This is a genomic window from Mesorhizobium sp. M7D.F.Ca.US.005.01.1.1, assembly GCF_003952545.1.
GTDB classification, from domain to species: domain Bacteria; phylum Pseudomonadota; class Alphaproteobacteria; order Rhizobiales; family Rhizobiaceae; genus Mesorhizobium; species Mesorhizobium loti.
Window position 1 is genome coordinate 2307965 of sequence record NZ_CP034453.1, and the last position, 13507, is coordinate 2321471.

The 13507-nt window shown below is 62.6% G+C and carries 12 protein-coding genes and 1 pseudogene; 9 read left to right on the top strand and 4 right to left on the bottom strand.

Features of this window, described 5'->3' with window-relative positions:
- Positions 1-69: 69 nt before the first annotated feature.
- A complete protein-coding gene (locus EJ076_RS11175; protein ID WP_126067842.1) occupies positions 70-612 on the bottom strand; it encodes a dihydrofolate reductase family protein in 543 nt (180 codons plus the stop codon).
- Positions 613-660: 48 nt separating this feature from the next.
- Between EJ076_RS11175 and EJ076_RS11180 the strand changes: the two genes are divergently transcribed.
- The 3 genes and pseudogenes from EJ076_RS11180 to EJ076_RS11190 form a co-directional block, all read left to right on the top strand.
- Complete coding sequence (locus EJ076_RS11180; protein ID WP_206438790.1) at positions 661-1224, top strand: TetR/AcrR family transcriptional regulator; 564 nt, start codon at positions 661-663, stop codon at positions 1222-1224.
- Between the two features lie 32 nt (positions 1225-1256).
- On the top strand, positions 1257-2168 hold the full coding sequence (locus EJ076_RS11185; RefSeq protein WP_126067843.1) for a M23 family metallopeptidase: 912 nt from the start codon (positions 1257-1259) through the stop codon (positions 2166-2168).
- A 467-nt stretch (positions 2169-2635) separates the two neighbouring features.
- A pseudogene (locus tag EJ076_RS11190) lies at positions 2636-3211 on the top strand (nitroreductase family protein); the annotation flags it as partial.
- An 80-nt stretch (positions 3212-3291) separates the two neighbouring features.
- On the opposite strand, the gene EJ076_RS11195 reads toward EJ076_RS11190, so the two are convergent.
- Positions 3292-4185, bottom strand: coding sequence for a LysR family transcriptional regulator (locus EJ076_RS11195; RefSeq protein ID WP_126067844.1), 894 nt, complete (start codon positions 4183-4185; stop codon positions 3292-3294).
- A gap of 113 nt (positions 4186-4298) precedes the next feature.
- Here EJ076_RS11195 and EJ076_RS11200 point away from each other — a divergent pair, with 113 nt between their 5' ends.
- From EJ076_RS11200 to EJ076_RS11215, 4 genes are read left to right on the top strand one after another with little or no spacing between them, the layout of a single operon-like run.
- Positions 4299-4619, top strand: coding sequence for a (2Fe-2S)-binding protein (locus tag EJ076_RS11200; protein WP_126067845.1), 321 nt, complete (start codon positions 4299-4301; stop codon positions 4617-4619).
- Complete coding sequence (locus EJ076_RS11205) at positions 4601-5986, top strand: FAD/NAD(P)-binding oxidoreductase (RefSeq protein WP_126067846.1); 1386 nt, start codon at positions 4601-4603, stop codon at positions 5984-5986. Before EJ076_RS11200 ends, EJ076_RS11205 begins: the two co-directional genes overlap by 19 nt.
- Positions 5983-7134: an FAD-dependent oxidoreductase gene (locus EJ076_RS11210; RefSeq protein ID WP_126067847.1), complete on the top strand. Its 1152-nt coding sequence runs from the start codon at positions 5983-5985 to the stop codon at positions 7132-7134. The genes EJ076_RS11205 and EJ076_RS11210 overlap by 4 nt, the downstream gene beginning before the upstream one ends.
- 22 nt (positions 7135-7156) lie before the next feature.
- On the top strand, positions 7157-8197 hold the full coding sequence (locus EJ076_RS11215) for a membrane dipeptidase (RefSeq protein ID WP_126067848.1): 1041 nt from the start codon (positions 7157-7159) through the stop codon (positions 8195-8197).
- A gap of 140 nt (positions 8198-8337) precedes the next feature.
- Here the strand turns inward: EJ076_RS11215 and EJ076_RS11220 are convergent, their stop codons facing one another.
- Positions 8338-9663, bottom strand: coding sequence for an FAD-binding oxidoreductase (locus EJ076_RS11220; protein ID WP_126067849.1), 1326 nt, complete (start codon positions 9661-9663; stop codon positions 8338-8340).
- 223 nt (positions 9664-9886) lie between these two features.
- On the opposite strand from EJ076_RS11220, the gene EJ076_RS11225 reads away from it, so the two are divergent.
- Positions 9887-10363, top strand: a complete 477-nt coding sequence (locus EJ076_RS11225; RefSeq protein ID WP_126067850.1) for an Lrp/AsnC family transcriptional regulator — start codon at positions 9887-9889, stop codon at positions 10361-10363.
- A gap of 43 nt (positions 10364-10406) precedes the next feature.
- Here the strand turns inward: EJ076_RS11225 and EJ076_RS11230 are convergent, their stop codons facing one another.
- A complete protein-coding gene (locus EJ076_RS11230; protein ID WP_126067851.1) occupies positions 10407-11348 on the bottom strand; it encodes a LysR substrate-binding domain-containing protein in 942 nt (313 codons plus the stop codon).
- A gap of 72 nt (positions 11349-11420) precedes the next feature.
- Between EJ076_RS11230 and EJ076_RS11235 the strand changes: the two genes are divergently transcribed.
- The gene (locus tag EJ076_RS11235; RefSeq protein WP_126067852.1) at positions 11421-13496 is read left to right on the top strand and encodes an NADH:flavin oxidoreductase; all 2076 of its coding nucleotides are present in this window, start codon (positions 11421-11423) and stop codon (positions 13494-13496) included.
- Positions 13497-13507 lie beyond the last annotated feature (11 nt).

The window sequence follows — 13507 nt, forward strand, 5'->3', positions numbered from 1 at the left end:
CGCATCCGAGCAGCAGAAGGGTTCGATAGTGGAGGGACGGGACGCGCTCCGTCTGGAAGGTGCCCAGGCCTACAGATCAGCAGCGTGGTCAAAGGCGTAATGAAGGCGGACACACCCCTGGTCGAGCGGGGTGGCCTCAAGCAAACGCAGACCCTTCCGTACACCCGTAGGGGGAAAGAGTGGCCTTCCGCCGCCAAGGAGCTCCGGCATCACATAGATCTCTATTTCGTCCAGTGCGCATCGCTCGATGAAGGCCATCTGCAATTTCCCTCCACCGAGAACCCAGACATCTCCGTCGCTGAGATCCCGCAGCTCCGTGATAAGCTCGTCGATGTCGCTGCGCCTCTCTAGCGGTCCCTTCGGTGCGGCAATTGGCCTTGAGGTGACAACCAGAACGCGCTGCTCGTCGTAGGCCCATGGAGAGCCGTCTTTTTCGAGAAAGTCATAGGTGTCTCGACCCATGACAACCGTCCTGATGCGCTTGATGAATTTGCGGTAATCGTGCTCCCCAAGCTCGAGATCATCATACGCGAACAGCCAATCAAGACTGTCTTCTTCGGTGGCGATGAATCCGTCGAGGCTAGTTGCGATGTACCCGAGAATCCTGGCCATGACTGCTTCCTCTTGATAATAAGTGAATGATCGTTTATAAATTATGACATGGGTAGAAGCAAGACCATTTCGGACAGCGCCGTCCTCGACAGGCTTTTGGCCGCTTTGAAGACGGTCGCACCGGATGGGCTGAGTTTTTCCAAAGCGTCGCAGGCGGTGGGATTGTCCGGCGCCACGCTCGTACAGCGTTTCGGCACTCGCGAGGGGATGATCGAGGCGGTCCTGCTACACGCTTGGGATCACCTCGACGCGGATACCGCCAGAGCCGACGCGGAGGCTCCCATCAGTCCGGCTGGTGCGATCTCAATGCTGATGCGGCTCATACCCCGCGACGCGGTAGAGTACGCCCTCGCGGACGGGCTCCTTTTATTGCGGGAGGATCTGCGCAATCCGAGCCTGCGGGCACGTGGATGCGCCTGGGGTGCATATCTCGCTCAGGCCTTGGGCGGGAGGCTCACTCAGGAAGCTGTGCTTGCCGAGCGGATGGGATGGCAAATGGCCAGCATATGGCAGGGAGCCCTTATCTGGTCGGCATTCAAGCGCGACAGTGATCCCGCTGCCGAGATTGAGGCTGTACTTGAAGACTGGTGCCGTAGCATTCGTGCCATCTGAGGCGGGGCAGCTTAAGCTGGAGTACAGCACCGATGAACATTTCGCAGGCAATGAGCGGATTGATGGTGGTGGTCTGCGTCATCGTCCCGCTCGCTCTTGCATGGAAACTCTGGCGGCTCGACGAGCCCAGCTTCCCCGGATGGCTGCTGGTTGCGCTCGACACAGTGGCTTTCTTCCTGCTGGTAATTCTCGTTGGTCGATGGGACATTGCGGGGCTTTGGACGCGCCTTGTCCTCGTAGGATTGGTCTTGGTCGCGGCATCGGTCTCCCTTGTCCGACACGCTCGGCGACCGTGGCGTGTTCCGAAAGGTTCGCAGTTCTGGGTGCGGCATATGACGACGGGCGTTTCGCTCACGCTGTTCAGCGCGGCGCTGGCCTACAGTCTGACTGGCTTTGCGAAGCCCGAGCATTCTCGCTCGCTCGCGTTTCCCCTGGAGCGCGGTCATTTCGTGATCGCACAGGGCGGCAGCATTGGCTTGCTTAACCACCATGCTGGTCATCGCGCACAACGCTACGCCTTGGACATCACCGCGACAAACGACGCCGGCTTCCGATCCAAAAGCATCCTGCCGTCGGATCCTGCCAGCTATTCTATCTTCGGAGCGTCCGTAATCAGCCCCTGCGAAGGGACGGTCATCTCGGTTAAAGACGGCTTGCCGGATTTGCCTCCGCCCAAGACCGATCGGGCCAATGCCGCCGGCAACCATGTCGTTTTGTCATGCAATGGAATGCAGGTTGAGCTGGCCCATTTTCGGCAAGGAAGTATCCAAGTTCGGTCGCGCACTCCCGTGTCCGTCGGTCAGCGCCTCGGACAGGTCGGTAACTCTGGAAATTCGACCGAACCGCACCTTCATATCCATGCGGTCGATCCCGCTACCGGAGCCGGCATTCCAGTTCTATTCGACGGCAGAAATCCGACGCGAAACACCGCCTTCAGGAGATAGGATGCCGAACGACCTTCGTCGCTGATTGACCGTCAACGGCCGTGAGCCAGAATTCTCTTTTCGCAGCCGATCCTACAGCTTCTCCAACATTCGCTTCTTGGTAAAGGCTCCCCATGCAGGTAGCTTCCGGCAAGGATGCAGCTTTCATCCGTTGGAACGGGACGGGGCCCGTCCAGCCTGGCAGCCCCGGGAACCGTTCGGACCTCAACGGCAACGCGACGGACGACCGGGTCAGTGACCGCCTGCCAGACTGAAAACGATCGTGCCGTCATCTTTGCGAACTTCCACAGCCACGATACCATCGACCTCTTTGCGAATGGGAAAGGTCGCGATCGCTTGGTCGCGAGCAGCTTTCTCGGCGTCGAAGGGAATCTGTTCAACGATACCTTGCCGCTCGCGCCAAGGGGAACGATAAGGGCAAGGTCGAGGGCATGGTGAAGTATTCCCGCTCGACCTTCATGACGCCGATACCGGGGGCGGCGAGCGTCGATGAGGCGACCGCGACCTTCAGCGACGATCAGATCCGCGACCTGGTGCGTATCGGCACGTCCGCGCCGACATCTTTCCCTCTGCAGGATTGGCGCTTCATCGCTGTACGCTCGCTTGCAGCGAAGGCGCGGCTGCGCCCCATCGCCTGGAATCAGCCCGCGATCACCGACGCGGCCGTGACCTTCATCATCATCGGTAGGCTGGCCGATGCCAGCACCGTCCTCGACCGACTGGCGCCCGTGGTGAAAGCCGGCATCATGCCGGCGCACCTGGTGCCGGAGTGGGAAATCCCCGCTCGCGGTTTGTATGACGATCAGCCGCAGCGCCACCACGATGAAGCCGTGCGGTCCGCGACCTTTGGCACCGCGGCGATCATCTACGCGGCCCGTTCGATGGGCCTGGGTTCGACGCCGATGATCGGTTTCGACTCCGAGGCGGTGCACCGCGACTTCGGCCTGGCCGAAGACGAAGTGCCGGTCATGCTGTTCGCCGTCGGGCCGGAGCGAGCTGGCAACTGGCCGCAGAAGCCGCGCATGCCAGTAGCTGATGTCCTAAAGCGTGTCGCTCACCGAAATGGCGGAAAGCAAGATCAACCTACAGGCCGCCGAATCAACCAGAATGGCAGCTCGATAGACTACTTGCCGCGGCCCACATCGTGGATTGCGGCTTGGATATCCCGGGCAAATTCCCGCCCAAAGCGCGATTGAGGCAAAGTGGTGCTCGTCACCAGCACGATATCGAGCGCCGAGCGGGGCTGGAAGGGCAGCACCTTCAGATGTCCGAATTGTGCCCAGGGAACCAGCCCGTCAACCAATGCGACACCCAGGCCGGCCGATACCAGAGGTGCGGCCGCGATCGACAGGCTTATTTCGATCTGCGGGTCGTAGATCGGCCCCTGTTCCTGGAACACACGCGCCAGCATCTGACCGGCAGGCGTGTTCATGCCGTAACTGATCAAGGTCTGCTGCGCGAGATCGGTTGGCGTAATCGTCTTGAGCACAGCGAGCGGCGATTCCGGCAGGATCAGTGCGATGATGTCGGCCGCGCCGACAACCTCGTTGCGGATATGCGGCTCGGGCAAGGTGGTCATGGTCAGGCCAAGATCGATGTCACCAGTCAGGATGCGCTCGGCGATCTCCTCCGCGGGAAGCGTCTGAAGCACCAGGCGCGCGCCGGGATTGCGCCGGCGAAAGCGTCGGGTGGCGGCCGGCAACAGCGCGAAGGTCGGCGGTGCGCTGGCGGCGATGCGAAGCAAGCTCAGCTGCTTGTCGCGGATTCGGTTCGAATAAATCTCCAGCACTTCGATCTCGCGGAAAATCCGGTCGGCGTCGCGAAACAGCAGATGCGCCTCCGGCGTGGCCACGAGGCGGCCGCCTATGCGTTCGAAGAGCTTGTAGCCGATCAGGCTCTCGAAGTGCCTGAGCATCTTGCTCACCGCAGGCTGGGAAACATGCAGGGCCTCCGCCGCCGCAGTGAGCGAACTGTGGCGCATGATTGCGCGGAAGACTTCGAGATGCCTGGCGTTCATGGCCAATCATAACCAAAAGTTCTGGATGGCAAAACACTTGGTATTGGCGATGGACGCGGCGGACTGAAAAGATCGTGGGGTGGCAGACAGCCGGATCCAAAGGAGGATCATCTATGATCTCAAACGAAAGCGGTCGTTTCACGCGCCTTGGCGAGCAGGACAGGCCGAGGTTTATCTTTTCGATCGACGGCCAGCCGGCTGAAGGCCGCAAGGGCGACACGCTGCTGGTGGCGATGCTCACGCAGATCCGCCGCCTCAGGAGTTCCGAGTTCGGAGATGGCGATCGGGCCGGCTTCTGTTTGATGGGCGCCTGCCAGGATTGCTTTGTTTGGACCGACACAGGCGAGCGCCTGCGGGCCTGTACCACGCCGCTTGCCGCGGGCATGCGCATTGCCACCAAGGTTCCGGAGCAGGCATGGCCGAGCCTCGCATAGTGATTGTCGGCGCCGGTCCCGCGGGCGTGCGTGCCGCCGAGACGCTGGTTGCAGCAGGCGTTCGGCCGATCGTGATCGACGAAGGCATCCGTGACGGTGGCCAGATCTATCGCCGCCAGCCGGAAGGCTTTCGTCGCCCCTACGCCTCGCTCTATGGATCGGAAGCTGGCCGCGCCGAGGATCTGCATCGCAGTTTCGATGCTCTGCGTGATCGCATCGATTATCGACCCGAGACCCTCGCCTGGGCGATATGGGAAAAGCAGCTGCATCTGCTTCAGGGGACCCGAACCAGCGAAGTTGATTTCGATGCGCTGATCATTGCTTCGGGAGCAACCGACCGCCTGATGCCGGTGCGGGGCTGGAACCGGGCTGGCGTCTACAGCCTCGGTGCCGCGCAGATCGCGTTGAAGTCGCAGGCATGCGCGATCGGCAGGCGCGTCGTGTTCATCGGCAGCGGGCCGCTGCTCTATCTGGTGGCGGCGCAATATTCGAAGGCGGGCGCCGAGGTGGCCGCGGTGCTCGATACCTCGCCTTTCCACCTGCGGCTCAAGGCACTACCCAAGCTGATCGCCCGCCCGGATGTCCTGCTGAAGGGCTTGGCCCTCACCTTGAAGCTTCGCCGTGCCGGCATCGAGATCTCGACCGGCATCACGCCGGTCGAGATCGAAGGCCGGCCTGGGATGGGCGTCGAGACGATCCACTTTCGCACCTGCAAAGGGCAAGTCAGGACGATTGCCTGCGACGCTGTCGCGCTTGGCTATCATCTGCGGCCGGAAACGCAGCTGGCGGACCTTGCCCGCTGTGAGTTCCGTTACGATGTGCAGACGCGGCAGTTCTTCCCGGTAAAAGACGCCGACGGTCGCAGCAGCGTTGCCGGTGTCTATCTGTGTGGCGACGGTGCCCTGACGCTCGGCGCCGATGCCGCCGAGGCGGCCGGCCGGCTCGCTGCGCTGGCCGTTCTATCCGATCTCGGCCGCCCGGTGGCGCAAGGTTTGGTTGCGCGTCTTCGTCGCCGCTTGCAAATCTTTGAGCGGTTTCGGCGCGGCATTGCTGCTGCCTTTCCGTGGCCGGCTGGTGCCGCAGCCGCTCTCAGCGAAGATACGGTGGTCTGCCGCTGCGAGAACATCACCGCGGGTGAATTGCGCGCCGCCGTATCGGGCGGTGGCGCCGTCGAGGTCAATCGCGCCAAGGCCTTCAGCCGTGTCGGCATGGGCCGCTGCCAGGGCCGCTATTGCGGGCATGCGGCGGCCGAGGTGATCGCTGCATGCGCCGGCGTTCCGGTTGAAGCGGTGGGCCGCATACGTGGACAGGCGCCGGTCAAGCCGTTCGTCATCGGCGCCGAGGGCGACACGGAGCAGGCAGCATGAAGCCGCTGCAGGCCGACGTGATTGTCATTGGCGGCGGCCTGATGGGAACCGCCGCTGCGTTCTTCCTGCGCCGGCGCGGACGTTCGGTCATCCTGCTTGAACGAGGGTTGCTCGGCCAGCAGGCCAGCGGCGTCAATTTCGGCAATGTGCGCCGGCAGGGCCGCTTTCTGCCGCAGCTCCCTTTGGCCAATCGGTCGCGCGAAATCTGGGGCAGACTGAAGGAATTGCTTGGTGAAGATGCCGAGTTCCTGGCGACTGGCCATATCCGTGTCTGCTACGATCCCAGGCAGATTGGCGTGATCGAAGCCTACGCGCAAAAGGCGCGCGACTACGGCCTCGACTTGGAACTGTTGAACGCCAATTCCCTCAAGGCGCGCTTCGGCTTTTTCGGACCGGAGGCGATCGCCGGTTCCTATTCGCCGAATGATGGCCACGCCAATCCACGGCTTGCGGCACCTGCCTTCGGGCGCGCTGCGACTCGGGCCGGCGTCGCCGTATTCGAGAACACCGTGATCATCTCGATCGCCAAGAACGGGGATGATTTCCAGGCGATCGCAGCCGACGGCAGGGTGTTCAGCGCGCCGATTGCGCTGATCACCGCCGGAGCCTGGGGTGGGGCTCTGTCACAACAGTTCGAAGAGCCGGTTCCCATCGCCGTGCACGGGCCGCAAATGGCGGTGACAGAGCCGCTGCCGTACCGCCTCAGGCCGGTGATCGGCGTATCGACCGCAATTCCGCAGGAGGTCGTCTATCTGCGCCAGGTCGAACGCGGCAATGTCGTCTTCGGCGGCGGTGCGCGCGGCCCGGCCTTTGCCGACATCAGGCGCGCCTATGCGGTGCCGGGTCATCTCGGCAACCAGCTTCGGCAGATCCGTCGCCTGGTGCCGGCGCTCGCCAACATGCGGGTCATCCGCACCTGGAGCGGCATCGAGAGCTATCTGCCTGACGATATTCCCATCATGGGGCCCAGCGCTCGGGTGTCCGGGCTTTATTATGCCTTCGGTTTTTGTGGCCATGGCTTCCAGCTCGGCCCTGGGGTCGGCGACGTGATGGCCGAACTGATCGACCGCGGCTCCACCGCGACGCCGATCGAGCCGTTCCACATCAAGCGGTTTGCGGTCGCGGCTGCCCGCTCGGTTTCAGCCTGAATTAATCAAGGAGAAGATAGAGATGTCAGTCGTATCCGCCGTCCGCCCGGCGACCGGGCCAGCCAGCGAAGAGACGCGGCGCTTCCACGACGAGATGTTCGTCTTCGACGCGCTGTCCATCGCCTATGTGCTCGAGGACAAATATGCCGAACGAACGCTCGCCGGAGGGGTCAATGCGACCAATGTCACCTTCGCCCTGGAGGAGAACTGGGATGTCGTGATGCGCAATGCAGAGCGCTATCTCTCTATGATCGAGAAGAGCGCCTACCTCAAACTTTGCCTGACGGCTGACGATATGCTGGCGGCAAAGCAGGCCGGCAAGCTTGGCGTCGTTTTCGGCACCCAGGGCGCGACGATGCTGGATGACCAGCTTTGGCGGCTGGAATTGCTGACCAGGATGGGGCTTCGCGTGCTCGGCCTTGCCTACACGACGGCCAACATCTTTGGCGACGGGTGCGGTGAACGGCGCGATGGCGGCCTCAGCTATCTCGGCGAGGAACTGGTGGCGTTGGCCAACTCATTGCCATTGATGATCGACCTCTCGCATTGCGGGCATCGCACACGTGCCGAGACGACTGCCTTGGCCCGCGCGCCCGTGTGCACGCACTCCAATGCCGACGGCCTTCGGTCGAATGGCCGCAACACCGAAGACGCGACGGTCAAGGCGATGGCCGAAAAAGGCGGCATGATCGGCGTCTGTGGCCTGCCGCAATCGCTGGCTGACGGCACCCCGACGCTTGACGATTTCCTCGACCACGTCGATCATCTGGTCCGGCTTGTCGGCCCCGAACATGTCGGCATCGGCGTCGACTATGTTGAGAAATACCAAGAGCAGGCTTCGGTGGTAGCACCTCCCAGCGTCGTCACCTGGCGCACTCGCCGCCCCGATATTTTCGGCCCGCTTTCGAGCTTTGGGCGACAGTCTTACCCGGTCGGCATCGAGACGGTCACCAAACTGCCGAACCTGACGCAGGGCCTTCTCGACCGCGGCTATAGCCGCGAGCAGACGGCGGCGATTATGGGCGGCAACTGGCTGGGAACCTTCCGGCGCTTCTGCGGATGATCACTGGGCCAACCAGAGCAGCGACAGCCTGGGGCATCTCGGCTCCCTGCGCTGCTCATTCTCAATGTGCCCATCACAGCATTTCTAGGAGAAGGCTGATGTATTCCGGAGGCCCGTGTGACCGTTACGTGGATCGCGTCTTAGAAATCAGCGACCTTGCCCCAGGCCGAAGTGTCGAAGCGGCGCGGATCGTAGGATGTCGCATCGACGATCGGTTCCGAACCAGTCATCAGATCGGCGACAAGATGCCCGGCGCCGGGCCCGATGCCGAAGCCGTGTCCGGAGAACCCGGCAGCCAGGAAGAACCCCGGAACGGTATCGATCTCGCCGATGGCGGGCACGCCGTCCGGCGTGCTGTCGATGTAGCCGGCCCAAGCCGCGCTGATCCTGGTCTGGCGCAGTGCCGGCAGCAGTTCGAGCGCCCGGGCGTGGGCCAGGTGGATGGTTGCCTGGTCCGGGGCCGGATCGAGGATGCGCATCCGCTCCATGGGTGTCGGCTGGTCGAGCCGCCAGTGTCGGAGCGTTTCGTGGCCCGAGCGCATGCCCTGCAGGCCGCCGGGCGCGAGGCTTCGCCACCGCTTCAGGAACATGGGCAGGAACTGCGAAGAGAAGCGCAACTGCTGCGGCGTCACATCCACGCGGCCGCGTCCACTGATGGCGAGCGTGTAGCCGCCGTCGCCGCGACGCGTGACCGAAATACTTGCCGTGTGCAGCGCATCCGGCAGACCCTTCGCGCCTGGCGATACGGACAGGATGGAGGAGCGGATCGACGCTTGCGGAAAACGGAAACCGAACTGCCGGCAAAAAGAGGATGCCCAGGCGCCGCCGGCCAGCACCGCCACCTTGGCCCGGATCGTTCCGCTTTCCGTGACCACGCCGCTCAGGCGCCCGCCTTCAGTCTCAATGCCGCGCGCGGCGCAATTTTGGTGCACGGTTCCCCCGAGCTTGAGGATGGCGCGGGCGACCGAGGGTGCGGCTCGCGCCGGATCGGCCGTGCCGTCGGTCGGCGAGAAGACGCCGCCCTTCCAGGTCCGGCCCGTGGCGTGGCCCCGCTCGCTAGCCTCGGCGCTGTCGAGCATGTGCGTGGTGACGCCGGCCGTCCTGGCGAAGTCACGCCAGCGCGCCCAGCCGGCCAGTTCCGCCTCGTCATCGCTGAGATAGAGCAGCCCGCAGCGGCGAAAGCCGGTGTTTTCGCCGGTTTCCGTCGCAAAGCGGTCCCACAGATCGAGGCTTCGGGTTGCCATCGGCAGCTCGCGGGCATCGCGATTCTGCTGGCGGCACCACCCCCAGTTCCTCGAGGACTGCTCGGCGCCGATGCGCCCCTTTTCGACAAGTGCGACCCGCATGCCGCGCCTGGCCAGATAATAGGCCGCGAAGACACCCACGATGCCGCCGCCGATCACCACCGCGTCCGCGGATTGCGGCAGTTCGCCAGATGTCTCGATTTTCTGTAGCGGCGCGCGCATGGTCTCTCTGCCTTGAAGCGCCAATCTACCGTGTTGCGAAGGCAGCCGCTGCTGCAGTTACCGCCGAGGCAGAATTTTATTCCGTAAGCTCGGTCGAAATCGGGAGTCGCTGCGTTCCAAAGCACTGTCCGCTTGGATGGACAGGCCAGCGGGCTGTGGTAGTGTCGATGGTTGATAGTACGGCAGCATTTTGTGCTGTGGAATGCGTTCCGTGGAGACGGCCATGAAACTGGATCGGATCGACATCAAAATTCTTCACGAATTGCAGAAGAACGGCCGCATCACCAATGTGGAACTGGCTGATCTGGTGCATCTGTCGCCGAGCCCCTGCCTGATGCGGGTCAAGAAGCTTCAGTCGGAGGGCTACATCGAAGGCTATTCCGCACAGGTCAATATCGGCAAGCTCGGCCAGACGCTGACCGTGTTCACCGAGATCACCTTGAAGAACCATCGCCAGGTGGACTTCGCCCGCTTCCTCGCCGTCGTGGAAAAGGTCGACCAGGTCATCGAATGCCACCTCGTGTCGGGCGGCTACGACTATTTGATGAAATTCGTGACCGCCGGCATAGCCGAGTACCAGACGATCATGGAACGGCTGACCGACATGGATATCGGCATCGACAAGTATTTCAGCTTCGTGGTGCTGAAGTCCCCGATCGTCAAGGCGCACATGCCGCTGCCCAGCCTGTTTCCGAGGTAGTCAGAGGTGGCAGCGCCACGCTGCACTTGTCGCCTGCCGCCCGCTAGAAGATGTCCGGCCGCAAGATCGGGTGCAGTGCTTTCAATTCGGCTTGCATCTCGGCGATCATCCACGCGCGGATATCGGAGACGACAGGCCGTACCGGCCGTGAGCGCGGTGCAATCAGCTGATGGATCCGGCCCGTCTCAATCTGCCTGTCCGAGGCCGGAACTAGGGTTCCCTGAAGCAATGCCCTTGAAACGTTGCTGAGCCAGCCGAGCGCCACGCCTTCCCCGTTCATCGCGGCTTGAAGTACGACCGCGTAGTCCGAGAATTCGAGCCACTTTGCCCTGCTTGTCTTGCGGTCCGCAACACTGCCCCAGGCATCCAGCCACTGCTCCTTGGCGTCGGTCAGGTGAAGCAGGGCATGACCTTCCCCGGTTCCGGCATGGATCAACCGACCGTGGGCCGACAAATAGGATGGGCTGCAAACCGGAACGATGATTTCCGGCGAGAACGCCCAGCGGTGATAGTGCGTATCGTCATCGGTCAGGATTCTGGTGGCGAGGTCGACATTCTCGGCAGGTCCCCGCAGAACGCCCGCGATCAGTTCGAACCTCAGGTCGACGTCAGGAAACCTGGTGTTGAAAGCCCCTAACCTCGGAACGAACCAATATGTTGCCAGAGAACTCGAAAGGGAAAGGGTGACTACCGGCTTTGCAGCGCTGTTCTGCTTGATTCTCCGGATCACCTCCGCGATGCCGTCAAATCCCTCCTGCACGGCCGAATAGAGGGCACGTCCATCCGGGGTCGGGGTCAATCCCGTTGGGCTTCGTGTGAAAAGAGGAACACCAAAATCGGCCTCGAGCTGGGCAATGCTGCGGCTGATCGATGGTTGCGTGACGTTGAACTCGCGCGCCGCGGCCGTGAAGCTACCCGATCGGACAGCAGCTTCGAAGACAAGCAGTCCGCGCGCGGAGGGAACGAGTTTTGCAAAACCAGCCATACGCCCAGCGTATAGCTACCCCAACAATTTACAAGCTTTCTATGATCCCGGAAATGGCGAACTATAACCCTCATGAATGGGGTGGAGCAGGACGTGACGGCAACGGGATCTCAAGCAAGCAGCACATCCAGCGATCCTCTGCTTCAGCCGTTTCGGCTCAAGGGTCTGACGCTGCGCAACCGTGTTGTCAGCACCAGTCATGCTTCGATGCTGGACGATGCCGGCCTGCCGCTCGAGCGCTACCAGCGCTACCATGAGGAGAAAGCGCGCGGCGGCCTGGCGATGACCATGGTGGGCGGCTCGGCCATGACGTCGCCCGACTCGAGTTGGGGCGGCGGTCAGCTGGACCTTTCGACCGACCACATCGTGCCTCATCTCCAGTCGCTGTCGCAGCGGGTGCATCGCCATGGCGCTGCCGTCATGTGCCAGGTCTCACACCTTGGCCGGCGCGCTACTGCCTATGCCGGGAACTGGCTGCCGCCGGTGGCGCCGTCACGCGTTCGCGAGACGCGAAACCGGAATTTCCCGAAGGAAATGGATGCCGCGGACATCGACAGGATCGTCAAGGATTACGCCAGTGCCGCCAAGCGATGCCGTGACGGCGATCTGGACGGCATTGAGACAGTCACGGGCGGTCATCTGATTGGTCAATTCCTGTCGCGCAGAACCAACAGACGCACGGATACCTTCGGTGGCTCGCTCGAAAACCGTGCACGCTTCGGCCTGATGGTCCATGAGGCGATCCGTCGAGCCGTGGGCGACGACTTCGCTGTCGGCATCCGGTTCGTGATCGACGAGGCGGTCGACGACGGGTCGGATTTCGAGGAGTGCCTTGCTTTCGCCAGGCTGTTCGAACGGGAAGGCCATATCGACTTCTTCAATTGCATCTTTGGCCGCATGGACACCGACCTGTCCTTGGCCGAACAGAACATGCCGGGTATGTTCAGCCAGAGCGCGCCGTTTCTGCCGCTGGTCGGGCAGTTCAAGCGGGAAACCAGCCTGCCAATCATCCACGCCGCAGCCATCCGGGATGTAGCCACAGCCCGGCATGCGATCCGCGAAAACCTCGTCGATCTGGTCGGCATGACGCGGGCGCATATTGCCGACCCGCATATCGTCAACAAGGTGATGCGCGGGGAAGAAGAACGCATCCGACCGTGCGTCGGCGCATCCTACTGCCTCTACAAAAAGGTGCAGTGCATTCACAACCCGGCCAGCGGCCACGAAACGATCATCAGCCATACCATCGAGCGGGCCGAAGCGCCGAAACGGGTGGTCGTGGTCGGCGGCGGTCCGGGTGGAATGGAAGCGGCAAGGGTTGCCGCCGAGCGCGGACACAAGGTGAGCCTGCTTGAAGCCGGAGCGCGACTTGGTGGGCAGGTGCTCATCGCGGCCTCCGCCGTCGACCGTAAGGATCTCATCGGCATAGTCGACTGGCGTGCCGACGAGCTCGCCCGCCTTGGCGTGGAGATCCGTCTCAACACTTATGCGGACGCAGAGATCGCTCTTGCCGGGAAACCGGACGTGGTCATCGTGGCCACCGGCGGCATTCCGGACATGGAGCGGCTGGAGGGCGCAGAGCATTGCAACAGCGTCTGGGACGTCCTGACTGGCGTCGTGCCGGCAAAGGACGATGTGCTCATCTACGACGAGACTGGACGCCAGGCCGCAGTTTCCTGCGCCCTGCATCTTGCCCGCTCGGGGCGCCTGGTCAGCCTGGCCATAGCGGACGACACTTTGGCGATCGAGACTCCCTATCCGGACAGGGTGAGTTTCCGCAAACGCGCCTCGGAACTCGGCATTCGGGTCGTCAGCGACGTGCGCCTGGTCAAGGCAGCGCGCCAAGGCAACGGGATCGCCGCCAGGTTCCGGCATGAGCTCACCGGTGCGGAAACGGAAATGACTGCGGCCCAACTCATTGTCGAGCGCGGCACGGCACCCATGGAAGATACCTACCAGGAATTGCGCGTGCGCTCCGCAAACAACGGCGTCACCGACATCGCAATCATGACGGGCGCGAGGACAAAGGGGGCTGATAGTCCTCACGCTGCTGGATCGTTCGCCCTGCATCGCATTGGAGACGCAGTTGCCAGCAGGGACATCTACTCGTCGATCTATGAGGCTTACCGGCTCTGCTCACAATTGTAGACAGGGTGAAG